20 protein-coding genes are annotated in these 25,221 nt (G+C 44.4%); 4 read left to right on the top strand and 16 right to left on the bottom strand.

Annotated features, from left to right (window positions below; all coding sequences use genetic code 11):
• Positions 1 to 64: 64 nt before the first annotated feature.
• From DVB69_RS05635 to rbsK, 3 genes are read right to left on the bottom strand one after another with little or no spacing between them, the layout of a single operon-like run.
• On the bottom strand, positions 65 to 985 hold the full coding sequence (locus tag DVB69_RS05635) for a nucleoside hydrolase (RefSeq protein ID WP_116017457.1): 921 nt from the start codon (positions 983 to 985) through the stop codon (positions 65 to 67).
• Complete coding sequence (locus tag DVB69_RS05630; RefSeq protein ID WP_116017455.1) at positions 982 to 2,181, bottom strand: M20 metallopeptidase family protein; 1,200 nt, start codon at positions 2,179 to 2,181, stop codon at positions 982 to 984. Before DVB69_RS05630 ends, DVB69_RS05635 begins: the two co-directional genes overlap by 4 nt.
• A gap of 24 nt (positions 2,182 to 2,205) precedes the next feature.
• Positions 2,206 to 3,108: a ribokinase gene (rbsK, locus tag DVB69_RS05625; protein WP_116017989.1), complete on the bottom strand. Its 903-nt coding sequence runs from the start codon at positions 3,106 to 3,108 to the stop codon at positions 2,206 to 2,208.
• 1,136 nt (positions 3,109 to 4,244) lie between these two features.
• Here rbsK and DVB69_RS05620 point away from each other — a divergent pair.
• Positions 4,245 to 4,880 (top strand): manganese efflux pump, encoded by a 636-nt coding sequence (locus DVB69_RS05620; protein WP_255415297.1) that lies wholly within the window; start codon positions 4,245 to 4,247, stop codon positions 4,878 to 4,880.
• Between the two features lie 103 nt (positions 4,881 to 4,983).
• Here the strand turns inward: DVB69_RS05620 and DVB69_RS05615 are convergent, their stop codons facing one another.
• The 4 genes from DVB69_RS05615 to DVB69_RS05600 form a co-directional block, all read right to left on the bottom strand.
• Complete coding sequence (locus DVB69_RS05615; RefSeq protein WP_116017451.1) at positions 4,984 to 6,168, bottom strand: amidohydrolase; 1,185 nt, start codon at positions 6,166 to 6,168, stop codon at positions 4,984 to 4,986.
• Positions 6,169 to 6,187: 19 nt separating this feature from the next.
• Complete coding sequence (locus DVB69_RS05610; RefSeq protein WP_116017449.1) at positions 6,188 to 7,600, bottom strand: YfcC family protein; 1,413 nt, start codon at positions 7,598 to 7,600, stop codon at positions 6,188 to 6,190.
• A 397-nt stretch (positions 7,601 to 7,997) separates the two neighbouring features.
• The gene (locus tag DVB69_RS05605; RefSeq protein ID WP_116017447.1) at positions 7,998 to 9,497 is read right to left on the bottom strand and encodes a BCCT family transporter; all 1,500 of its coding nucleotides are present in this window, start codon (positions 9,495 to 9,497) and stop codon (positions 7,998 to 8,000) included.
• Between the two features lie 174 nt (positions 9,498 to 9,671).
• Entirely contained in the window at positions 9,672 to 10,466 is a 795-nt protein-coding gene (locus tag DVB69_RS05600) for a MurR/RpiR family transcriptional regulator (protein ID WP_158541034.1), read from the bottom strand.
• Positions 10,467 to 10,614: 148 nt separating this feature from the next.
• On the opposite strand from DVB69_RS05600, the gene DVB69_RS05595 reads away from it, so the two are divergent.
• Entirely contained in the window at positions 10,615 to 12,165 is a 1,551-nt protein-coding gene (locus tag DVB69_RS05595) for a maltose/glucose-specific PTS transporter subunit IIC (protein ID WP_116017987.1), read from the top strand.
• A 12-nt stretch (positions 12,166 to 12,177) separates the two neighbouring features.
• Positions 12,178 to 12,864 carry an N-acetylmannosamine-6-phosphate 2-epimerase gene (locus DVB69_RS05590; protein WP_116017443.1) on the top strand — a complete coding sequence of 229 codons (687 nt, stop codon included), beginning with the start codon at positions 12,178 to 12,180 and terminating at the stop codon, positions 12,862 to 12,864.
• A 76-nt stretch (positions 12,865 to 12,940) separates the two neighbouring features.
• Here the strand turns inward: DVB69_RS05590 and DVB69_RS05585 are convergent, their stop codons facing one another.
• Positions 12,941 to 14,254, bottom strand: coding sequence for an S-layer homology domain-containing protein (locus DVB69_RS05585; RefSeq protein ID WP_116017441.1), 1,314 nt, complete (start codon positions 14,252 to 14,254; stop codon positions 12,941 to 12,943).
• A 296-nt stretch (positions 14,255 to 14,550) separates the two neighbouring features.
• Between DVB69_RS05585 and DVB69_RS05580 the strand changes: the two genes are divergently transcribed.
• A complete protein-coding gene (locus DVB69_RS05580) occupies positions 14,551 to 14,859 on the top strand; it encodes a hypothetical protein (protein ID WP_116017439.1) in 309 nt (102 codons plus the stop codon).
• A gap of 141 nt (positions 14,860 to 15,000) precedes the next feature.
• Here DVB69_RS05580 and DVB69_RS05575 read toward each other — a convergent pair whose 3' ends face one another.
• The 8 genes from DVB69_RS05575 to helD form a co-directional block, all read right to left on the bottom strand.
• Complete coding sequence (locus tag DVB69_RS05575; protein WP_116017437.1) at positions 15,001 to 15,816, bottom strand: STAS domain-containing protein; 816 nt, start codon at positions 15,814 to 15,816, stop codon at positions 15,001 to 15,003.
• Positions 15,817 to 15,976: 160 nt separating this feature from the next.
• Positions 15,977 to 17,572 (bottom strand): ABC transporter permease, encoded by a 1,596-nt coding sequence (locus DVB69_RS05570; protein ID WP_116017435.1) that lies wholly within the window; start codon positions 17,570 to 17,572, stop codon positions 15,977 to 15,979.
• On the bottom strand, positions 17,572 to 18,480 hold the full coding sequence (locus tag DVB69_RS05565; RefSeq protein WP_116017433.1) for an ABC transporter ATP-binding protein: 909 nt from the start codon (positions 18,478 to 18,480) through the stop codon (positions 17,572 to 17,574). The genes DVB69_RS05570 and DVB69_RS05565 overlap by 1 nt, the downstream gene beginning before the upstream one ends.
• Positions 18,481 to 18,490: 10 nt before the next feature.
• Entirely contained in the window at positions 18,491 to 19,111 is a 621-nt protein-coding gene (locus DVB69_RS05560; protein ID WP_116017431.1) for a TetR/AcrR family transcriptional regulator, read from the bottom strand.
• Positions 19,112 to 19,271: 160 nt separating this feature from the next.
• On the bottom strand, positions 19,272 to 20,099 hold the full coding sequence (locus tag DVB69_RS05555) for a tryptophan-rich sensory protein (protein ID WP_233505331.1): 828 nt from the start codon (positions 20,097 to 20,099) through the stop codon (positions 19,272 to 19,274).
• Positions 20,100 to 20,169: 70 nt separating this feature from the next.
• Entirely contained in the window at positions 20,170 to 21,645 is a 1,476-nt protein-coding gene (locus tag DVB69_RS05550) for a PH domain-containing protein (RefSeq protein ID WP_116017429.1), read from the bottom strand.
• Positions 21,642 to 22,139: a PH domain-containing protein gene (locus DVB69_RS05545; protein WP_233505330.1), complete on the bottom strand. Its 498-nt coding sequence runs from the start codon at positions 22,137 to 22,139 to the stop codon at positions 21,642 to 21,644. The genes DVB69_RS05550 and DVB69_RS05545 overlap by 4 nt, the downstream gene beginning before the upstream one ends.
• 473 nt (positions 22,140 to 22,612) lie before the next feature.
• Positions 22,613 to 24,838: an RNA polymerase recycling motor HelD gene (helD, locus tag DVB69_RS05540; RefSeq protein WP_116017427.1), complete on the bottom strand. Its 2,226-nt coding sequence runs from the start codon at positions 24,836 to 24,838 to the stop codon at positions 22,613 to 22,615.
• Positions 24,839 to 25,221: the final 383 nt, after the last annotated feature.

The following is a 25,221-nucleotide window of genomic DNA, read 5'->3' as shown; positions in this document are numbered from 1 at the left end:
CTCTCTTAACAATAAATTGAATGAAAAAAGTCTGACAACCCTCTGTCAGACCCTTTACACATACTTACTTTCCTAATGTATCCACAAGTTTCTGGATGAATCGAGCTTCATCCACTTCCATGCAAACGTCCACATTTGGTTCTTTCTTGTAATAATTTTTGAAGTCACAAACTGTTTGTCCATCACACAGTTCACTTTTCGTTTCAATGTCAACGAAGTACTTCTCCGTTTTCACGAGTGTCCGATCGAGGGCAACGCCAACTGCGAGTGGATCATGCATTGAACAAGCCTCGCGACCGTTTCGCTTCAAGTAGTGATTCATGTAATGAACCGTCGACTCCTCAACGAAGTCACGTGCCGGCCCTGGTTGAATCGCTTCTACGTCTTTTTTCGTTAGTAATGTCCCTGCCGTCACATCGAGTCCGACCAACGTAATCGGAATTCCTGAGTGGAAGACGATTTTTGCAGCTTCCGGATCGATATAAATGTTGTACTCAGCAGTTGCTGTAATATTGCCCGGATGGTCGACAGCCCCGCCCATGATGACAAGTTCTTTCAACATGTTCTTTAGACGTGGCTCTTTACGAAGTGCAAGGGCCATGTTTGTAAGTGGTGCAAGCAAAATAACGGTGATCTCGCCAGGATGTTTTTTCGCTTGTTCGATGATGAAATCGGGTGCAAATCCTTCATCGCGGATTTCCACTTTCATGTCTTTCAACGCGCCGCCAATTCCATCGTTCCCATGAACACTTACTTCGAAAAATGGTTCGCGCATGAGTGGACGTGATGCTCCTTGAACCACTTTCAAGTCGTCACGACCAAGCAGTGTCGTCACTTTACGTGTATTAATTGTCGCTTGTTCTAAAGACGTGTTGCCGTTCACCGTCGTTATGCCGAGGATGTCCGCTTCTCCACTCTTTTCTGCAAGCAAAATCCCAATTGCGTCGTCAATACCAGTATCTACGTCAATGATCACTTTTTTCATGCTTGTCCCACCTTTTCAGATTCTAGTAGTTCCGTAATGCAATGTAAGCCTGTCGCAACGCCATATTTCAGCGCATCCAAATTCACATGATAGTGTGCGTTATGCCAAGGGAAATTCTCTTTTTCAGATGAACCCGTGCCCCAATACATGAAGACGGACGGGACTTCACTTGCAACGATTGAGAAATCGTCGCCGCTCATATACGGGTGTTCATTGACAACAACAGCTTGGTCTCCAAACGTAGAAGTAACCGATTGTGTTAATACATCTGTCAGTTCAGGATCATTCCAGCTCGCCGGATAGCCTTTGCTGTAGTTATATTCATACGATCCGCCCCAGAAATCAGTGATTGAACGAAGCAACACTTCAAGTTGAGAAGCGATTTTTTCCTGAGTTTCGGTTTTAATGGTACGAACCGTTCCGGAAATTTCCACACGCCCACAAAGTACGTTGGAAGTTGTTCCTCCGTTAATAGTTCCGAACGTGATGACACCATTATCAAGCGGAGACGTTTGGCGTGACACGATATTTTGCACACCCGTAACAAATTGACCTGCCATCGCAATCGCGTCAATTCCTTGCTGAGGTGCAGCAGCATGTCCGCCTTTACCGATTAGCGTAATGTACACGCGATCTGTATTCGCAAGCATGTATCCAGGTTTCATCTCAAATACACCCGGCTCTAGGAATGGATTCGTATGAAGACAAATCGCCGCATCGACTTTAGGATTCTCAAGAATTCCTTCTTCAATCATCGGTTTCGCTCCACCTGGTTGTGCTTCTTCTGTTGGCTGGAACATGATTTTAACTGTTCCATTCCATTCGTTTTTGCGCTCTTTGAGGATCGTTAAAATCGCAAGACCAATCGTTGTGTGCGCATCGTGTCCACACGCATGCATGACGCCTTTATTTGTCGAGCTATAGTCGAGTCCTGTGTCTTCTTCGATTGGTAACGCGTCTATGTCGCAACGCATAAGAATCGTCTTTCCCGGGTTCGCTCCGGTAATTTCCGCACAAACACCTGTTTTCGCCATCGCTCTATGTGTAATACCGATGCGATCCAATTCTTGTTGAATGAAGCCTTGAGTATTCGTTTCTTCCTTACTCAATTCGGGGTTCATGTGTAAATGCTTGTATGTGTCTCGGAGATACCCGTCGAGGCGTTCTTCGATCCATTGGACAGAAATCGTTTCCATCGTATCGTCTCCTTTTTGTGTGAATTAATCCAAATCAGCTGCGAACGGCATGCCGTCTTGTGCGCCGAACTTTGTCACGGCACGTGCAGCAACTTTAGTTGCAAATGCGATCATTTCAGGAATTGATTTTTCTTCTGATATAGCGACTGCAAGCGCGCCGTTAAACGAATCACCAGCGCCTGTCGTATCGACGACATCGACTTTTTCAGCGGGTGTAATGACGAGTTTTCCGTCTTGTAAATATGCGCTTCCTTGCTCGCCAAGTGTGACGATCAATGTTTGGTTGTATGTAGCTTCCCACTTTGTCATGAGTGCTGCGAGTTCATCATTTGTGGTGAAAGTGTGTTCTGCCAATAAAGCGAACTCTGTTTCGTTCGGCGTCAAATAATCAACGAGTTGCAACAACTCTGCGGGTAGTGTTTGTGCAGGTGCTGGGTTCAGGATTGTTTTAACGTTATGCTTGTTTGCGATTTCCAATACCTTCTGAACTGTTTCTAAAGGAATTTCGAGTTGTGTTATCAACACGTCGGCTTCTGCGATTAGTTGCTCCATTTCTGGAGTGATTTTCTCTGGAGTCAGTGTGAAGTTGGCTCCAGGGACAACGACGATACAGTTGTCATGATTCACATGAAAAATGTCCGCGATGCCTGTTTTAACATCTTCAACTTGATCGATGAACGCCGTGTTCACTTGGTTTGTATCCATTTGTTCAAGTAAGCTTTTCCCGAATTCGTCTTGCCCGACAGCCCCAACCATCGTGACATCACCGCCTAGGCGTGCAATGCTGACTGCTTGATTGGCACCTTTACCACCGGGAAGGTAGTTGACTTCGTTCCCTAAAATCGTCTCTCCGATTTGAGGTAACCGATTTGTTGAAATAATAATATCCATATTTAAACTGCCGACAACGACAATACGTTTCTTCAATTCATCACCTGTTTTCAAGTAGTAGTAGACAGGAAGTTCTTTACATGTGTAACCGATTACACATTTATAGAATAGCATATTGGGTTTAGTTGAGGCAATGATTTTCCTCATATACTTTGTGGGTTTTTTGAGTAGTTATTCAAATTGAGACGTTTTGGAGTTCTCCAACACTTCTCCTCGATTGTCCGTCACTCGGAATGTGTTCTCGATCACGAAGTGCCCTTTACCAATCAACTCTTTGTATTTCTCCGACACTTAGCGGGATTTCTCGATAACGGCACACAATTCAACGCTGTTGAGGGTTGGGCTAGTTCACTGGGAGGAGCAGCGTCAGCGTTCTCCGACATATCTTAATGTTTGTCCGACACTGCGATAGATTTCTCCTTCACTCAAATGTGTTTCTCAATCACTTACGGTCATTTCTCCGACACTTAGCGAAGTTTCTTGATAACGGCACACAATTCAACTACTTTAAGGGATTAATTTGTAGCGCTTCGCTTGTTGAGGGATTGGATAGCTATCTGGGAGGAGCAGCGTCAGCGTTCTCCGACATATCTATGTGATTGTCCGTCACTGCGAGAGATTTCTCGTTCACTCAAGTGAGTTTCTCGATCACTCACGGTCATTTCTCCGACACTTAGCGGAATTTCTCGATAACGACACACAATTCAACTACTTTAAGGGATTAATTGGAAGCGCTTCGCTTGTTGAGGGATGGGCTATCTCGCTGGGAGGAGCAGCGTCAGTGTTCTCCGACATATCTTAATGTTTGTCCGTCACTGCGAGAGATTTCTCCTTCACTCAAATGTGTTTCTCAATCACTTACGGTCATTTCTCCGACACTTCGCGAAGTTTCTCGATAACGGCACACAATTCAACTACTTTAAGGGATTAATTGGCAGCGCTTCGCTTATTGAGGGATTGGATAGCTATCTGGGAGGAGCAGCTTCAGCGTTCTCCGACATATCTATGTGATTGTCCGTCACTGCGATAGATTTCTCCTTCACTCAAATGTGTTTCTCAATCACTTACAGACATTTCTCCGACACTTAACGGAATTTCTCGATAACAACACACAATCACTGAATATATCGACACAAACAAGCACAACTTCCTCACAGCGATTCTCCCATCTAATGCAGACGCCCCTTCCTCACAGGCCAAGCTGCATATACTGCAGATACACCGAGGAGGCGAGGACTATGCAGTGGATTATGATACTTTTCCTTGGCATCGCTGCCAATTTAGACAATTTAGGTATTGGATTGGCGTATGGCATTCAAAAAACGAAGATCCCCCTTCGTTCGAACGTTACCATCGCACTCGTTTCGATGGTTGTTACGTATTTCGCAATGGTGACAGGTGACAGGTTAACTGCCTATATATCAGTCTGGACTGCTGATCTCATAGGTGGATTGTTACTAGCTGGTATTGGAATTTGGATGGTGTTCCAGCCAAAGCCTGTACAACCAAATCCATTTGAAGATCCTACAGTCGCGGATCTCGATGGAGACCGGATTATTTCCATTCGTGAAGCGCTCCCTCTTGGCTTTTTGTTATCGGCAAATTGTTTGGCAGCGGGATTCGGAATGGGCGTTAGTGGCAGCTCCATGCTTGGAACTATTTCCTCGGTTGGCTTCTTTTCGTTCATCACAATTGGCGCAAGTCATCGATTCGGCTCACTTCTTGCGCGTACCTGGATTGGCAGATACCCTGCTGTGATTGCAGGAGGTTTGCTTATTATCATCGGGTTGGTGGAAATACTCGCTTAGCCGAAACCCAGTTTATCTATAATAATAATCACTCCTAACTCATCCCACACAAAAAGCTAGTACCCCTTTTTCTAATAGGGGTACTAGCTTTTTCAACTGTCACTTATGCACGTTCGTTCAACACATCTTCAAATATTAGACCAATGAACGTCTTGCCGATATACTCCATCGAACGCTCATCCACATCGAACATAGGATGATGATGTGGATAGACAGCTTGAATCTCTGGATTTCTTCCTCCAGCAATGAAGAACGAACCCTTCACCGTTTTCTGATAGTACGCAAAGTCTTCGCTCCCCATCATCGGTGGCCCGTAACTTACCTTTTCGTCACCGAAAATCTTGGTTGCAACGTCGTTCACTCGTGCAGTCTCTTCAGGATCATTCCAAATGGAAGGGCAATCACTGATGTACTCTAACTTATAATCGGCACCCGCCGCTTCACACGTTGATTTCACGATTTGTTTCAACGCACCTTCAATCATTTCACGTACGTCTTCATTATACGTCCGCACAGTCCCTTTAATAATGGCTTGGTTTGGAATGACATTATGCCCTTCACCACTATGCAACGAACCAACTGTCACCGCAGCTGCTTGCTGCGGACTGACACGACGACTAACAATCTGCTGCAAGTTGACGACGAGTTGGCTTGCTGTAACAAGCGCGTCAACTGTCTCATGAGGTGAAGCACCATGACCACCTTTGCCAATCACTTCGATCGTGAAATCATCTTGCGCTGAAGAGGAATAGCCTTCCATCACTTGCACCGTTCCAACAGGTTCAGACGACATGACATGTGCGCCGTAAATGACGTCAACGCCATCTAAACAACCATCCTTGACCATAAGATCTGCGCCACCTGGAGTCGTTTCTTCAGCGAATTGGTGAACAAAAACAACTGTACCCGCGATTTGTTCCCGTACTTCAGATAATACCTTTGCAACACCAAGTAACGACGCCGTATGTAAATCATGACCACATGCGTGCATGACGCCAGGTACCTTCGATTTGTATGGAACCTCTTTTTCATCTTGGATCGGTAATGCATCAAAGTCAGCACGTAACGCAATCGTTCTACCCGGTTTCCCGCCAACTAACGTTCCAACTACTCCGCGACCGCCAACTCCTTCGCGTACATCGATCCCGAGCTTCCCCAAGTATTCAGCAATCATTTTGGGAGTTTCTACTTCCTCGTTCGAGAGTTCTGGATGTTGATGCAACTCGCGACGGATCGCGACTTGTTCAGGATATACTTCATCGTAACGTTTGAATAATTGAGTTAACAAAACAATTCCTCCTTAGTTGTTACGCAGGCCAGACAAACACATGCGCAATCGTTACAAATATAGCTCCGAGTACAAATTGGATTAAAATCAATGGCCAAACCCACTTGAACCATTTGGCAAATGAAATCCCTGCCATTGCGAGCGCTGCAAGTAATAAACCGCTTGTCGGTGTGATGATGTTCGTCAACCCGTCACCCATCTGGAAAGCGAGTACAGCTGTTTGTCGACTCACACCTAATAGGTCAGATAGTGGCGTCATGATTGGCATACTGAGTGCAGCTTGACCACTGCCTGATGTCACAACAATATTAAGGAAACATTGCATAATGTACATGCCAATCGCACCTAAACTTGATGGCAAATGTGAAACTAGCGCTGTGATACCATATAGAATCGTATCAATCGTGTGGCTATCTTGCAAAATAACCAATGCTCCATAAGCAAATCCGACGACCAATGCGCCGACCACTAATTCCTCGCACCCTCTGACAAACGAAACCGCCGTGCCGTTGATTCCTTTACCATTCACGAGACCGATGACGAGCGCCATAATTAGGAACAGCGCAGAAATTTCCGTAATGTACCACCCGAATTTGATAACGCCGAATCCAAGAGCAATGAGCGTTGCGACCAAAATAATTAGTGTCGCAATCTGCTTGCCTGTCAACGTATGTTCTTTCACCAAATCCACTCGGATATTCCGCTTTTTGTCTTCTTCATACACAAGGCTAGCTTCAGGATTTTTACGTACTTTGCGTGCATAGCGAAGTACATAGAGAATCGCAACCAGCATATAAATCAGCCAAAAAACAACGCGCAGTCCCATTCCAGAAAACATCGGAACTTCAGCTATCCCTTGTGCCACACCAACTGTAAATGGATTCATAAAGGCAGCCGTAAAACCTGATGCAACCCCTACTAATACCATCCCTGTTCCAACGAGTGAGTCGAATCCCATCATGATTGCAAGTGGAATCATAATGAGAATGAACGGCAGCGATTCTTCAAACATCCCGATTGCCGCTCCACCTAGCCCGAAGAACAACATCACAATCGGGATCAAATACATTTCTTTCCCTTCTAGTTTAGACGATATGCTTCCAAATGCCCCTTCGATTGCATTCGATTCCCGGAAGACGTTAAACGCACCACCTACGATGAAAATGAAAAATATGATTGGTGCACTTTGTACCATTCCCTTATGTACTGCTTCAAATATTGGCAAGATCCCTGCTGGCTCCGCATCAATTCGATGATAGGACCCATCCACTACATACGAAGTGCCAGCATCACTTTCAGCACGATCATATTCCCCCGCAGGGATTAGATACGTCGCGATTGCCATAATGATGATAACTGTAAATAAAATAACGAATGGATGTGGTGCTTCCATCTTCCACTTCTTTTTCCTGCTCACTGTTTTCTCGGACATCCATTCTTCCTCCCACCGTTTTCTTTAAGTGCTAAATAGTTCTCGTGCCACAAATCACAGAGACCCATTCCCTCAACATATGTATACATATGCATAAATAGTTATCTAAATCTATCTGCCAACTAGCTATTCAATTGATTTTATATACGATACTACAGTATCTAAATGCAGTCAATCCATAATTTCCACCAATTTAAATGAGTCTAACTATACTATCACTTGAATAAAAATTCATTTATATACAGTTTCAGCTTCTCATACGAATGATTGGCCATTTATATAGTTTCTTTTGTCTAAACTGATAATCTCTCATGACCGCCAGCAGAACACCCCCCAATACAACAAAAAAATCCCACTTGCCTACTTAAGGCAAATGGGAAATGGATAGTTAGCTTTCCTACTTTTCAATCGAGTCTTCCTTTGCGACTTCTTCACTGGCCGACTTATAGAACGATACGGCCATTAAAATGATAATGAACGAAAACGGCAATGCTGAAATGATGACTGTATTTTGCAGCCCTTGTGTACCGCCAAAGTAAACGACAATTGCCGCCACCGCAGCTTGGACGAGTCCCCAAGATAATTTAACAGATTGAGCAGGGTTGGACAGACCATTTGTCGTAAACATACCCAGCACAAATGTCGCAGAATCTGCCGATGTGATGAAGAAAATAGCGATGACCACAATCGTTAGCAAGGACATGACGAACCCAAGCGGATACTGTTCAAGCATACCGAACGTCATCGTCTCAATCGGCATATCAGACAACTTTGCCAAACCTAAGTTTTCTACATTGAGGGCAGACGCCCCGAAAATCGAGAAGAAGATGAAACAGACGAAAGATGGAACAAGTAGGACGCCCAGCAAGAACTCTTTTACAGTACGACCTTTTGAAATACGTGCAATGAATGAGCCGACAAACGGGGACCAGGAAATCCAGAAAGCCCAGTAGAATAATGTCCAGTTGTTGATCCATTCTCGGCTACCTGCATTTTGCGGCGCAGAACGGAAACTCATTTCTACGAGATCTGTCACGTAACTGCCGAACGCATTTGTAAACATGTTGAGAATATAAAGGGTTGGACCTGTGATGAAGAGTAGTAAAAAGAGGGTAAGCGCGAGTCCCATATTGATGTTACTCAAGTATTTGATTCCTTTTCCGATTCCGGACCACGCAGAAATCATGAATAACACTGTCGTCACAGCGAGAATCAATAGCTGCATCCAAAACGCGTCTGGTGTATGGAAAAGATATTGGAATCCGCCACTGATTTGGGCGGAGCCGAATCCGAGTGAAGCCGCTACACCAATGACGGTTGCTAGTACAGCCAATATGTCAATAATTTTTCCAAAGATGCCGGTCATCACTTTTTCACCAAACAGTGGAATCAAAGTTGAACTGATCAAGCCTGGGTAGTTCTTGTGGAACTTAAAATATGCGAGGGTCAGTCCGACAATTGCGTATATGCCCCACGCACTGATTCCCCAATGTAAAAAGGTGTATTTTAACGAATCTTTAATTGCTATATCTGTTCCGACATCTGCGACAGGTGCAGACTTGAAGGCATACGTTACCGGTTCAGCAGCCGACCAGAAGACGACCCCGATCCCCATCCCTGCACTAAACAGCATTGCAAACCAAGAGAGAAGACTGAATTCAGGTTTCGAATCTGGACTTCCGAGTTTTATATGTCCAAACTTGGAAAATACTAAGTAAAGACAAAATACAACGATTGCTGCGACAAGCCATAAATAGTACCAACCAAATATGTTGGAAATGCCTGCAGTTATTTTAGTTGTGCTGTTTTCCAATGTTTCCGGTGAAAGCGCACCCCATGCTACGAGTGCCAGGCACCCAGCAAGTGCATACCAGAAAACTGATGTTACATGTTTCAAAATGACCATCCTCACTAAATCGCTCAATTTTATGTGCTTAACAGTTTTACCCCTCACGATGAATTTCAAACCCCTGCAATCTAAAAAAGACCTAGAAATGAGTATTTTCCACACCATAAAAAAACCCAAGTTCCTATGTTCGAAAACTTGGGTTTGACAGCATATTCGATTTATTTATCCAAAACGTTTAAGTGCTTCCAGAGTCTTGTTACGCTGATTCAATAACTGTTCGTCTCCCAGCAGCCGATAAGTCAGCACATCCAAGTAAAACAAACTGGAGATTTGTGTATTGATGAATTTTTCATCATCCACATAAACATGATTCGAAACTAGCACGACTTCATCAGCAAGCGCTGTTAACTCTTCGGCATGATTTGTTGTAATGACAATAACTCGCGCCCCACTACTTTTGGCCTGCCGCGTAGCGTCCAACACGCTTTTTGTTTTACCTGTATAGGAAAAACACATAAAAACGTCCTCTTCGTGTAATAAGGCACTTTTCATAACCATCCCGTGCGCATCCGTAATTGCTGTCGAGTCAATCCCCATCCGCTCAATTCGGCTATTGAATTCCTGGGCAATTAACCCCGAGTTGCCAACGCCACAAAAAAGGACCCGTTTCGCATTGATGAGATCAGTTGCAATTCGCTCCGTTTGTTCTGTGTCCATAAATTGTTGGGTAGAGGCAATAATGGACATATAATAAGTTGCTACACGTTCCACTTCTTCATTTTTAGAATGTTTTTCGGTGCGAGTCGCAAGCAATTCGTACTTCATTTGCTGGAAGCTGGCAAACCGAATTTTTTTGCAAAAACGGGTGATACTAGAAGGTGATACATCGATCTCCTCAGCAAGATCTGTGATTGATTTCTGTTCGATATTCTTTTCGTTCAGTAAGTGTTCTGCGATTTTACGATCGTTCTCAGTGAACTCCGCATTGTGCTTTTGCAGTCGATTTTTAAAATCCATTGTCCAAATCCTTTCACACCTTGGTCTTTCTATCATCATAGCATAGCCCAAAATCGCAAACATCACTTTGAAAATACAGTCTCATACATTGACAATAGTGAAAGCGTTTGCTATTCTATTAAAAATATTTCCAGGAGGTGTAGTTATGATGAAAAACTTTTTCGGCAAGGCGCAACAATTCGGAAAATCATTCATGTTGCCCATTGCCATTTTACCTGCCGCTGGTTTACTTCTAGGAATCGGGGGCGCGTTATCCAACCCTAATACAATCAGTTCTTTTCCAATTTTAGATCAGTCTTACTTACAAGCACTATTTACCATAATGAGTAGCGCGGGTAGTATTGTATTCGCCAATCTCCCAGTCATCTTTGCGGTCGGTATTGCAATCGGACTTGCCCGCTCCGATAAAGGGACTGCCGCACTTGCAGCACTTGTCGGTTACTTAGTCATGAACGCGACCATTAACGCGATCTTGATCATTACCGATTCACTCGCAACTGACAATCTAGCCGCTGTCGGACAAGGATCTGCTTTAGGCATTCAAACGCTCGAGATGGGCGTATTTGGCGGTATTGTTATCGGGATCATGGCCGGTATGCTGCATAATCGATTCAACAAAATCGAGTTGCCTCAGTATTTAGGTTTCTTTGGGGGCTCCCGTTTCATACCAATTGTAACGGCATTTTCATCCATCATACTCGGAGCAATCCTGTATTTTGTATGGCCACTATTCCAAAACCTAATCTCAGAAGCTGGTAACTTGGTCAACGAGACGGGTGTCATCGGTACATTCTTGTATGGTTTCATCTTACGTATGCTTGGACCTTTCGGATTGCACCACATTTTCTACTTACCATTTTGGCAAACAGGATTGGGTGGAACGCTTGAGATCGGGGGTCATCTTGTTCAAGGAACGCAAAACATTTTCTTTGCCCAACTAAGTGATCCAACGACAGAACGATTCTTTGAAGGCACCTCTCGCTTCATGTCAGGTCGTTTCATTACAATGATGTTTGGTCTTCTTGGTGCAGCTCTTGCGATTTATCACACAGCGAAGCCAGAACACAAAAAAGTCGTCGGCGGTCTTATGCTTTCTGCAGCCTTGACCTCTTTCTTGACAGGAATTACAGAGCCACTTGAGTTCTCGTTCCTATTCATCGCACCTGCTCTATACGTAGTCCATGCTGTATTTGACGGACTCGCATTCATGTTGGCTGACATTTTCAATATTACGATCGGCCAGACATTTTCTGGTGGATTCATCGATTTCATGCTCTTCGGAGTGTTCCAGGGTGAGGCGAAGACGAATTGGATGTATGTCATTCCGATTGGGGTCGTTTGGTTCTTCCTGTACTACTTCACTTTCAAGTTCATGATTCGCAAGTTCAACTTTAAAACACCTGGACGTGAAGATGAAAGAGCTGTTGAACCCGCTGACGGTCAATCATCTATTGATCCTCAAGCGAGCCGCCCACATACAATCATCGATGCGTTTGGAGGAAAAGAGAACATTCTTGACCTCGATAACTGCGCAACTCGATTAAGGGTTACGGTAAAAGATCCGGAACTCGTGAAGAAAGAGGTTTTCCCATCGACAGGCAGTAAAGGGTTCATTATGAACGGTACTGGCGTCCAAGTCGTATATGGTCCTCAAGTTTCTGTTATTAAAAACGAAGTAGAAGAAATTTTAGAGCAATAAGGAGGAACTCATATGCATTTACCATCAGACTTGATCGTCTCTTGCCAAGCACTCGAAGATGAGCCGTTACACTCATCTTTCATCATGAGTAAGCTTGCACTTGCTGCGTTCCAAGGTGGGGCTAAAGGGATTCGAGCCAATTCAAAAGAAGATATTTTAGCCATTAAACAAGAAGTTTCACTTCCGGTAATCGGCATTGTGAAACGGAACTATCCAGGATCAGAGGTCTACATTACAGCAACCCATACTGAGGTAGATGAATTACTCGCAAGCGGTTGCGAAGTGATCGCAATGGACGCAACGCTCGCGACACGTCCTGCAGAGACGCTAAGGGAATTAGTTGACTATGTTCGCGCAACTGCACCGAATGTAGAGCTTATGGCAGATATTGCGACCGTGGAAGAAGCAATTCACGCAGATCAGCTCGGCTTTGATTATATCGGGACGACTCTTCACGGGTACACAGCCAACACGACAGGTCAAAAAGTATATAACAATGACTTTGCATTCTTAAAAGAAGTATTGAGTTCAGTGTCTGCAGCAGTGATTGCAGAAGGCAATATTGCGACACCTGACATGCTGAAACGCGTGTTTGAACTAGGTGTCTACGCTGCTGTAGTAGGCGGTGCGATTACTCGACCACGTGATATCACCCGCAACTTTGCTAATGAATTGCAAAATGCTCGTACAAATTCTTAATACATTAAAAAGCCATCCTTTTAGAGGATGGCTTTTTTTGTTCGATTCTAAGAATCTTGAAGGGGGTTACCTTTTTTCAATCTAACAACAATTTCTCTTGTATGGCATTCCACATTACAGCATACCCCGTACTCGTTGGATGTGGGCTATCTAATTCCATCAAATCCTCATATGAATTGTCCGGATGCTGAGCAAGATATGCATTCAAAGCATCGTAATGCGACACGAACACATACCCATTTTCACTGCTAATCCGCTTCAACAAGTTGTTAATGCTTTCTGGAGAGAATTGATAGTTTGCGATTTTCTGTGTTGAAGGTGGTGGAGCCATGACTACCATGAGCTCCGATCGCTTGTCCACTTCGCTTAGCAACTTGCGGATCGTTTGCTCATACTGATCGAGGTCTCCGATGAGACGGTCGTTTGTACCAAGCATGACGAAAACGACATCTTCTTTTGATGAAATCAGCTTGTCTTTACGCTCTAGTGACCATTGTGCCGTCTTCCCGCTAATCCCTGCATTGAAGAAATCGACTTGACCGAACTCTGGACGTTCAACATATGCACGGAACCGATTTGCCCACGTATCTGCCTGCTTAGACGATTCCCGATAGGTAGATTTCCCGTCTTGTAGTATCACGCGTCCATCTGCAGGAATCGTATACCCATCTCCTCCAGCACCAGCCGTAATACTATCCCCGATTAGTTTAATAGACTTCACGTTTCCAGTTTTCAATTCATCCGCAATCGCGCTGTACGACTTAGGCATGGACTTCGTCAGCTTGTCCATTTCTGAACGATAGACAAGGACTGCAAATTCTCCGCGTTTCAACAAATCATCCGTTCCAAATCGAGTTTCTGACTTCCCTCTTGTCATCCCATTAGCAACCAACCCCGCCACTGCGCTTGCGTAACGACTATTGACATCGCGGAACACAATACCAGAGGCATCACCCGTTAAGTTATACGCGTTGGCGTGGCTGAGCATCAATGCCATTTCGCCCCGTTTAATCGAATCCGTAAATCCGAAGTGGGAATTGCTTTTCCCACGAATAATTCCTGCTTGTTTCAAAGCATTGATAGCCTGCTCTGCACGTGCAGGAACGTCTAAAAACTCGCGTGATTCAGCAGGGCTCATCGGCAGCTCCAATGCGTTCGCCAATATGACCGCTGCACTTCCTCTGGTAATCGGGTCTCCTGTACCAAAAAGTGTCGGTGAGATTCCATTCGTATAGTTTTTCTCTGTTAAATAGGTGACCGCCTCTTTATAGACAGGCGACACATCCCGGAAACCATCTGCCTCTACAATTACTGGTGATATGAAGGATATGGTCAACGTCAAAACGATCAGTACCGCCCATTTGCGATACGTTTTTGCTTCTCTCTTCAATTCATTTCCTCCTGTTACAAATTGTTACGTACGTTTTATTTTATATCGACTAATTTTATACAGTTTGAATGATAAAGAAGACAAACGTTTTTCAAAACATCTATGAAAGGTACAGTTCAAATTGGATTTCATTAAATATTTAGTCATTAATTACAAAGTCTTACATTTGTCCACACTTAGAAATTTATTCGGACAAACAAAACCTTTAAATTAAATGGATATGGTTCTTTAGGACTGTATACATTTCCCCCTTTTCTAGATAAGATAGTCTTATCACGCAGTGGAGGTTGAACTAGATGAGTTGGTCTGTTCTCGGTATTTTTGTCCTTCTAGTCACTTGGGGATTTACAAAGTCAATTACAATAGGAATCGTGTTGCTTCTTACATGTTGCGCACTTTATTCAGGTTTCTCTTTCATCAGGAACCAAACGAAACGACTCGGACAAACGAAACGTATCCAACGTCCTGCTCGCCAAGAGTTTTTAGCAAACGAACTGAAGCGACTTAAGGACTTACGGGAATCTGGCCTGCTTACTGAAGACGAGCTAACTGTTCAAAATAGACTTCTTACTTGCAGTAAACGGAATACCTACATACAATCCTGAATAGAATCACTATAAAGCGAACCAGCCGTTATCATTCGGCTGGTTTTTCTATGTCTTTTTTGTACTTACGTTACCTCTAAAATGCCACACAAAAAACGGACTCTAAAAAGATAGAGACCGCGTGTACTTCCAGCTATCCATTCACAACAAACTTTCCAAAGCCTGTTTAACAGTTGCATAATATTCCGTTCCCGCAAAATCCATACCCGAATTGACAATCTTCTGTGCAAGTTCCGGACGAAGCCCCGTAGTAATGACTTGTATCCCCATCAGACTGAGAGCATCTTCAATCTGATGAAGGGAACGGACTACATGATCGTCAACTGAAACGAGGCCAGAGAAATCCGCAATCGCACACATCACATCCATCGAAGCTACACGAGGTAAGACATTGTTCATAATCGCATAGGAGCGGTCATCTGTGATTTCACCTATAAACGGAATAATGATGATGCCATCTTTCACAGGGACAATGGGTGCTGATAGTTGTGCTAATTCCTGTTCCGTATCCGATCGATATAGCTCAGAAAGGCGTTCAAATGCGTAATAAGTTTCGTTAAGACTGATGTCCATCAAAGTGTTCACTTGTTTGTTGACACGAGCGAATTCCTTCAAGGAAAGACCTACGTCTTCACTAATTTCAACGAGAACGTCCGAAAACACGGCACGTGTAGGAGGATATCGATCAACAATGACAGAGATTTTTCCACCAATTTCTGTCTGCATGGCTGCGTTACTACGACTCCATTTCATGAGTGCTTCAGGAATTTCAAATAGGTCATCCCGCAATGATTCCGCTAAGGATTCCCAAAGCTCCTTGTACATGAGTAATGCCTGTTGTTGTTCAGCTTCAGGCACTTCAGTTGGTAACTGGTTGCAAACCCGTTCAACGATAGTTGTTGCTAGTTCATCTGTATGTTCCGTTATGTAGTTAATAAATTGATCGAATGATTTCATTCATTTTCACACCCCATTAATTTCCTACATATCATTATACAGGATAGAGTTGGAAGTGACCATCAATCACCTAATGGCTTTTATATAAATAAGAACTTTCCACATCATCCAATACTTATACACTCCACTATATCCAGCGTTTAACGATTCACACGTATATCTATTGAATATCTCTTTTCCGGTAGCCATACATCCCGATTATCAGGAAAATTACAGTGATCGCTAACAAACTGCCTTCTGCGATCCAATTCATCGATTCTATCGGCCACTCAGGAACCCATCCGAATGGTGATAGAAGCGTTGCCCATTCGGGAACTTGGAACAAACTCCCCAAATACAGCGTGACAAATGAGTAGAGGACATACAGCCAGACTAGGGAGCTCCATCTAGGTGCGATACCGATGAATAACGCACTCAAACCAATCATCACTGCAATCGCGGGAAGTTGGACAGCGCTTGCTCCAAAGACAATTACCAAGGAAAGTGGCTCATCCATCACATTTCTGCTCGCTATCCACAATCCGATTGCCGCCAAAGTATTCATCACAACTCCAATCATAATTGCGACAAATACATACGCCCCTATGAGACGTACGCGCGAGATCGAACGCCCTAGAATAGTATCGATTCGCCCATTCTTCTCCTCACCTGCTATTTTGTGCATCGCAAGTATTCCAGGAATGGTAGCGATGAATGCTAGGACGAGCATCAGCATAGGTAAAAACTGTTCGGCAACAGGTCGATTTGAATTCCCAGCAAGCATATTCTTAAGTAATTCATTTCCACCAAAAAAAGACTCCAGGTCTCCAAGTACGGAACCGTACGAAATTCCAAGCACAAGCATTCCGATTGACCAAATAATTATTCCCGTCCGTTGCAGTCGCAACACGAGTCCAAGCGGATTGGTCAAGTATGCAGAAGCATGAGTCCGACCAGGCTTCGTATGGATGAAACCCGCCCCCAGATCACGCCTGCCCTGTAAACTCCATGCTAGCCATGCTAACAAAACACTACTAACAACGAAACATACAATCGGCCACCCATTATTGTCACTGAAGGGTTGCACGAACGTCACCCAGCCTAACGGAGAGAACCAGGACAATACTGATTCAGAGACATCCCCTGCCGAGCGGATCATATACGAGATTACAAGTATGATCATTGCAAGACTCGTGGCCCCGCGTGCACTTTCTGCGAGTTGTGCGCAACCAACAGCTACTCCTGCAAAAAACACTCCAGTGCCACCAAGCGTCAGTCCATAAACAAGTGACCCGACACTATCCATACCCTCCATTCCCAAACTCACTAACCCCAGCCAAGTGACAATTGCGAGCACCAAATTTAAACCAACCAACACACTCATGGCAGCAATCAGCGGTGCACGGCGACCTACGGAAAGGGATCGAATCATTTCCGTAATCCCTGCTTCCTCTTCAGCCCTCGTAAAGCGCACGGCAAGTAAAATATTCATTAATGCCACGGCAACAGCCGTCAGTAACAACATCTGATGCGACGTCATTGCACCGAGCGTATAGTGTTCCAGGTTCCCAGGTCCGACCATAGCAGTCATCGCCGGATTCCTCATCGTTTCAGCCATCACATTACGTTGTTCCTGCGTAGGATATAACTCTTGAAATGCAGGAGGAACTGCCAAAGTCACAATTGAAATACTCACGACCCAAAGCAATAATCGGACGATATCACGCCGGATGATGAACTTCGATAGAATACCGCTCCCTCTCATTGAATGCCCCATTAGGAAGCTCCTTCTTGAGCAATTCCATCTACATTCCCGTAATGTTGCATGAACAAATCTTCGAGAGTCGGTGGTGCACTTTCCAGCTTTCGGATCCCAAACGGACTCAAGTATGACATGACGGCCTCGATTCTCCCACTATCCACTTGAAACGACCACCCCTCTCCAGTTTTTGTCAACTCATGGACACCCTCTATCTCTTCAAGTCCTTTTGCTGGCGAATTCAGCTCCACAACCAGTTTCGTACGAGTTAAATGACGCAGTTCAGCAAGTGTCCCCGATTCCACGATGACTCCTTGTCGGATAATCCCGACGCGATCACACAACCGCTCCACTTCTGATAGGATATGGCTTGAAAGTAACACACTTTTCCCCTCAGCTTTTACCTCTTCTACACACTGTTGAAAAACGCGTTCCATCAATGGATCGAGGCCTGATGTAGGCTCATCTAGGATGAATAGTTCTGCATCTGATGCAAAAGCTGCAACTAGTGCAACCTTCTGCCGATTCCCCTTCGAATACGTCCGACACTTTTTAGAAGGGTCCAGGTCAAACTTCGCAATCAATTCCTCACGGCGTTTTGCATTAACATTGCCTTGTAAACTAGCAAACAGATCTATGACTTCCCCACCTGTCAAGTTCGGCCACAAATTCACATCCCCAGGCACATAGGCAATCTTTCGATGAATCGCAACGGCATCCGTCCAAACGTCTTTACCGAAAATCGTCGCTGTCCCTGCATCTCTCTTCAACAGGCCCAACAGTACTCTTATCGTTGTCGATTTCCCGGCGCCATTTGGTCCGATGAATCCAAACACTTCGCCCTTCCTCACTTCCAACTCCACACCATTGAGCGCTTTAAACTTCCCGAACGTCTTCGTCATTTTTTTCACTTCGAGTATTGGCATCATCACACCCCTATTTATAATAAATTCTCCTCAAAACACTAAGAAACGTATAAAACTCTTCAATATACGAATCCATTTCCAACTCTACAAAGGTCTGTCCATCCAGCTTTACAAGTAGCTCCTTCCCGTATCCTTCAATCGACCAGCTAATCAGCTTCATCACTTCTTCGGCAGGTACATCATCCCGAAACTTGGATGTGTCTATTCCGCTGAACAAACTCGTCAACCCGTCCTGTTGCATCTTCTCCAATCGAGCAGCAAGCGCCTTCGGAATTTTCGACTCCTTCTCCAAAACCACTTGACCAATGAAATGAAATAAGTCCGGGTGTAAACGGTATACATCCATCTTCAACTTGGCAGACCCTTTCATCCTCTCGATGAAATCAGGCTCGGAACCATCTATATATTGTGCGGACAACTCTTCCATCACATGAAGCGCACGGTCGACTAAATACTCATAAAGAGCTTGTTTCGTATCAAAGTAGTGAAACAACATCCCCTTCCCAATACGAGCTTCTTTCACAATCTGATTCGTCGATGCTTGTTCATAAGGATGTTCCGCAAATTCATGTATTGCTGCATCCATAATTCTTTTTTTCTTAGCTTCATCAAGCGTTTCAAATGTCTTCACGACGATTTCACCTCTTAGACCACTACGGTCGATTTCTTAGTATAAAAATAGACCACATCGGTCGAAGTAAGAATATCATACTTCGACCGATGTGGTCAACTAGTAATCTGAACAATTCATTAATAAAATTATTATTTGACTCCGTCATCAATACGTCTAATCACCTAAACGTTTGAATATGCCCTCTCCGGTTCTTACGTTTCGGCCGTTTCACTAGTACCCACAAACTGAGCAACCCCAGCAAGATAATACAAATAGAAACGGTTAATATAATTCCAGGATAGGCTTCGTTCCAACCTTCAGGCGAAACGTGCTGGTTATAAATCCCCAGATACGCCCAAACGAGGACAAATCCGTAAGAGGACAACCAATTTTTGAGCAACGTCGCTATTCCAATCGCTGTGCCAACGATTAGAATGATGACTGTCCACGTCTGATCCGACAGTCCGAAACCATCCCAATCTATCGAAACTAAATATGCCGTAATATTTGCGATTGTTGCAACTGTAATCCACCCAAAATACACACTAAACGGCAATCGGATGAAAAACTTCTCTTTGAACGACAGATCTGCTTTCACCGTCAATCCATTGATAATAATCAGACTCACCAAAATAATGAGCATCAAGACGATTGAAGTCCCAAGCTTTCCATAATGCCATGCTACAATCCATAATCCATTCGCGACAGATGAAATCGAAAAATACACCGCGACTTTTTTCATAAGTTGCGTCACTTCTGATCGTTCACCTAACCGGAAGAAACCGAGTTGGTAGATGACATGAAACGCTAGCAGTACATAGATCAGTCCCCAAATCGCAAACGTATAGCCCGCTGGTGCAAATAAGTTGCTATAGGAGTCTGACACTTCTCCTGTCGTCATTCCGTTAAGCGGCAACGCATCCGCTAAATAGTTCATCACAATCATAAAGACATACGTAACAAGCACCACTACACTCATCTTCCCAAACTTTTTTCGTCGTCCCACTTCAACACCCCTTTTTTAGACAGACATCATTACTTCGTCTATTCCTAAAGTTGTATCCTTTAAAACTCTTTCACTGTAACTGTACGTCTCTGATTCGTTTCGCATACCACTCAACAAACTGCTGGGCTTCTTGAATCGGGATATCCGCAAGTGTTTCATGGCGTACTGGTTTCGCACGATTAATGAATCCAATTGTTGCTATGCTAAACCATTGCTGCAGTTTAGTCCGCTTCACGGACACTTCAATAATTTTCTCGCGTCGGGTCAGAAACGTCGTCTTTTCAAACGTCCCCTGACTCAGTTGAATGAACCGTCCTCCTAATGCGTAAGACGTGTTCCAATAGGTAAGTAGCCTACTGACTATAAGAAAGACCAGAAGTGCGATTGAAACAATTGCCCAACCCGTATGCAGCCTGAATACTTCCGGTCTGAAATAGGCGAGCAAAATCGTGGCAATCCCCCAGAACCAATAGGGCTTAATAAGGCGAACCACTAACGATTTACGTGGAAGCCGCTTCATATCAGGAATAACCTCATAGTCTGGAAGCAACTCCGCAATCATCCCATACGCTCGCTTCACTGGTAAAAACGGATATAGCGAACTGACTTCATCCTCATCATCCCCAATATTCCCAGCACTAATCAGCTTCACTTCTGCAAGTCCAAGAATTCTCTTCATGAAGGATTGCGTAATTTCCACCGCCTGCACACGATTCTTTGCGATAGAAAACACGGTTTCATCCAAAATACCTTTTGTAATATAGATCCGCTCTCCATCTGAGGCGATTTCAAAGTTGCCATATTTCACAAACGTCCAAACGACTCCGATTGTCACGGCAAGTACGAGGAGACCACCTGTAAAACCTGCGATAATCCAGCCCGAGGTTAGGATAGATGCAAACCAACCTTCCACATAATCTTCTACATTAAACAGTTGGTCCAGTTTTGAAAATATTGACGCACCAATCACCAAGATGATCAAAAAGCTGAATGATGTGAATGAAGCTTTTATAGTATCTTTCCTCGTTGGAGTGAAATGGACAATGCGATCCTGAATCAGAGGCGCTGTTTCGTCTTCGGCTTCTGTTGTCACGTTCTCTGGTTGCATGAATTCTTTCACTAGTGTTTCCAAACGATTCGCTTCAGAGCGTTTCAAAACATCGAATTTCACATTCGAGTTCATCCCTGAAGTACCTGTCTCAAAAGTTATAGAAGTCATGCCGAACAACTTATGCAAAAATGACGTATGTCGCTGCACATTTTGTATTTTGTCAAAGTACACCGTTCGCTCTGTCTTCTCAAAAGTCCCCGTTTTCAGATGAAACGCAATCTCGTCCGCTGCATATTTTCGGGTGAACCACTTCATGACACTGGCGATGATTGAAAAGACAAGAGAACCTAACAAAAGTATTCGACCCAGTCGGGCAATCCAAGAGTCCGAACTAATATTGACTACCACGACAAAAGCTAAAATTGCAAAGCTTTTCACAAAATCCACTAAGTCAAATACCACTGATAACGGATGATATCTCTTCATGTCCATCATTCATCCACTTCCTTGATTTTTGCGTAGCGGGCGATTTGGTTTCTCACTTCAATTGCTACTTCTTTCGGCAATGCAGGAATGCCATGACTCGATCCCATCGTTTCAATTTCCAAGGAATATAAACCGAAGCGCCTTAGAACCGGCCCTTGATTTGTCGAAACCGCCTGGATCTTCGCCATTGGAATGAGCTCATAGTTCTCATGGAACGCACCTGATTTCAATTGCAAAAATTCATCCGTAAAGCCATATCGGAAATGCTTATGTAAATATACTGGCCGCAATCCGATCGACCAGATTGCTGATATTAGCGTTAGTCCAACGAGCACAAAACTAATCCAATGCGTCCAGGTCCACCAAGAAAAATACAGGCTAGTGGCGTAGAACACCCCAAAAACCGCAAGCCAGATCACATGGCTGATGGTCGATCCCCACCTCAGTGCAGGCACTGTGTTATCCCCCAATCGTAGTGTTGGTTCCTGAATGTCATTCTCCAATACGAGTCCCCCCAGCTTATTGCCTCTTTCTATTACACCAAATTTCGACAGAGGTTTCAAAGGAAGCGATAGAATTTCACGGAATTTGTTGGATGGCAGGGTAACGATTCACCGCATGAACGTGCATATTCTCTCCCAGTAAGAATAAGTCCGTTCGAAGTCAAGCGGAGCGCTACCAATTAATCCCTTAACGAGGGTGAATTGTATCTCGTTATCGAGAAATTCCGCTAGGTGAGGGACAAATTTGCTTTAGTGATGGAGAAACTCACCCGAGTGTCCGAGAAAACACTCTGGTTGTCGGACAATCACCTGGATGTGTCGGACAAATTGAAATACTGGGATAGCCCCTCCTAAAATGAGCGCAGCGCGACCCATTAGTCCTTTAACGACTTTGAAATGTGTCTGATTGCCAATTCATCTATCTTCACACAAAAAATCCCGTAGCGCATCACTCGCCCACGGGATTCCATAATCTATTCGCCTAGTACTTCTTTAGTCGCATCACCCAACACATGCAATTCATGCATCGGACGCGTCATCGCCACATACAGCAACTTACGGTCAATCTGGGTATCGCGAAATGGATTGTCAAATGCCGCCACTATGACTGCATCGAATTCCAATCCTTTTGATAAAACACTAGGTACGATGAGCATGCAAGAATCATCGATATCGCTTTGATCGTCCAACAATTGGACCGCCATTCCGGCAGAGGATAACGCTTCATGAATTCGCTTCGCTTCACTATTCGTCTTACAGATCAACGCGACTGACCGATGACCACGGGAACGAATCGTTTCATAGATTTCACGCACTCGACTGACATCCAGTCCATCCATTTCATAAAACACAGGAGTCATTCCATGGCGAACGACCGGCTCGACAAGCGGTAACTCTTCCTCCATCTGCGCCAGCACCCGATTCGCCAGATTCATGATTTCAATCGTGGTCCGATAACTCTTTTGCAATGTCGTATACGTGGCGGTTGGTAGCATTTTCCTCACCGGATCCCATGATGTCAGCGCACGATAACTATGAATTCCTTGCGCCAAATCACCGACCAGCGTGAACAATTCCGTCTCAAGTCCGTCATGCAACGCTGCCAGCTGGTACTCACTGTAATCTTGCGCTTCGTCAATGAAAACGACACGCATCTTCCACTCACTTTCAAGTCCCTTCAACTGCACATGCAAGTCGTAAAGTGCCGCCAAGTCCTCAGTTTCCCACGTGTTTTTCACATGTGCTTGTTGGAATGAAACCCGAAACGCTTCCGACCACTCCGGCGACAGTTCTGTCTGTAACTCAGAATCTGTCAACCAACTCCTGTACACTTGCTTCACGTTGAACTTTTTGAATCTCTTCATATAAGAAGCAACCTTCTGCTTGCCTTCCTTTTCAATCTTAGGAAGTCTCTCGTCGCGCTCGTCCATGATCCGAGTGATCCGAGCTCGGCGCTTTTCATCATCACGAATTCCATATAACGCTTTATCCAGCGCAGCTTCATATTTGTCCGTTAATAGTTGGTAGAGTTGCTTGCGCTTCCGCGTTACTTCGGATTTCATGACTAGCTTAATACGTTCAATCCGTTTTTCAATCGGTAAATAACCGAAGTCTTCGAGGAACAACTTGCGCAATCGCTTCGCTCCCATAATCCGATAGTTTTCGATGAAAACATCTTCAAATAGAGAAACTGTTTGCTGCTCAAGTTTTTTAACGTACCTTGCCATAATGGATCGATACTCCTCAGAGCCTTTCATCCTAGCAATGGTTATTGTGTTTTCATCCAACGAATCTGATGATGCCAAGCGCTCAAGTTTTGCATTCGTATCGGTCAGTTTCAACTTCAGACCGGTTGCATTCAGAACATATTCTTCAAACGTAGTCTGGCAAATACTGCCGACACCAAGCTCAGGAAGCACGTCCCCGATATAGTCCATAAACAACTTGCTAGGTGCAAGAATCATTAGCTTTTCAGCAGGGAAATCCGTTCCTTTTGTATAAAGAAAGTAGGAAATTCGGTGCAACGCGATCGTGGTTTTTCCACTACCCGCAGCACCTTGTACAATGATTGGCTTGCGTAAACTCGCTCGGATAATATCATTTTGCTCGGACTGGATTGTCGAGATGATTTCCGTCAATCGCACATCCGCTTTGCCTGCGAGCGCTTCCTGCAATAACTCATCGTTCGTCGTCAGGTCAATGTCCCGGACATCAAGCAATTTACCTTCTTCAATCTGATATTGCCGCTTCGAATGCAAGTGACCACTCACTTCTTCACCGCGGACATCATACGTCAGGTCACCTAACCGTCCGTCATAATACACATTTGCGACAGGTGATCGCCAATCAACAATAATTGGTTCTTGCGTCTCCTGATGAAAAACTGATGTCTTACCGATGTACAGAAATTGATCCTTTTCGTCATCGGGTTGAAAATGGATACGTGCAAAATACGGCTTCTTCTGAACGGCTTCAAACGTCTCTTTCTGGGACCGCGCCATTTCGAAAAACCGTGTGTTCGTGAGGATATTAATGTAACTCATACTGGAATCCAAATAATCCAAATCCGCCATCGCGTGACGAATTTGTTCTTGAGAGGCGTCGACATCACGCTGCGACTCTTCCAAAAGCCGTCGCATGTAATGTACCGTGTAGTCCAGACGCTCAGCCTCAAACTCAAAATCAGGGTGTCTCTGCATGTACAGATCCTCCGCTTTCCTAGAATTTGTCCTGTCGTTTCCGGATGGTGATAGGTTACTGGGGAAATTTGAAACAGAAGATGATTGTACCACTCAAAGTGGTGGAGCGCAATAAAATTTGACAGAAAATTCTGTAGTGGTAATGTATCTCCAATATGCGAGTTCATGCAGTTCGATATAGCCCATACGTAAACAAGCGAAGCGCACCCAATTTATCCCTTAACATTGTTGAATTGTGTCCCTTTATCGAGAAACTTCGCTAGGTGTCGGAGAAATCCCCCTATGTGATGAAGAACCATCCGCATCTGATGAACAATCCCCTCCCAGTGTCGGACAACCCGACACTTCTGGTCGAGAACGCTTCCCAAGCACCAAGTGCCCTC

The organism is Sporosarcina sp. BI001-red (assembly GCF_003384035.1).
In the GTDB taxonomy this organism is placed as follows: domain Bacteria; phylum Bacillota; class Bacilli; order Bacillales_A; family Planococcaceae; genus Sporosarcina.
The sequence above is the reverse complement of the archived record's forward strand: the minus strand, read 5'-3'. Positions and strand labels throughout refer to the sequence as shown.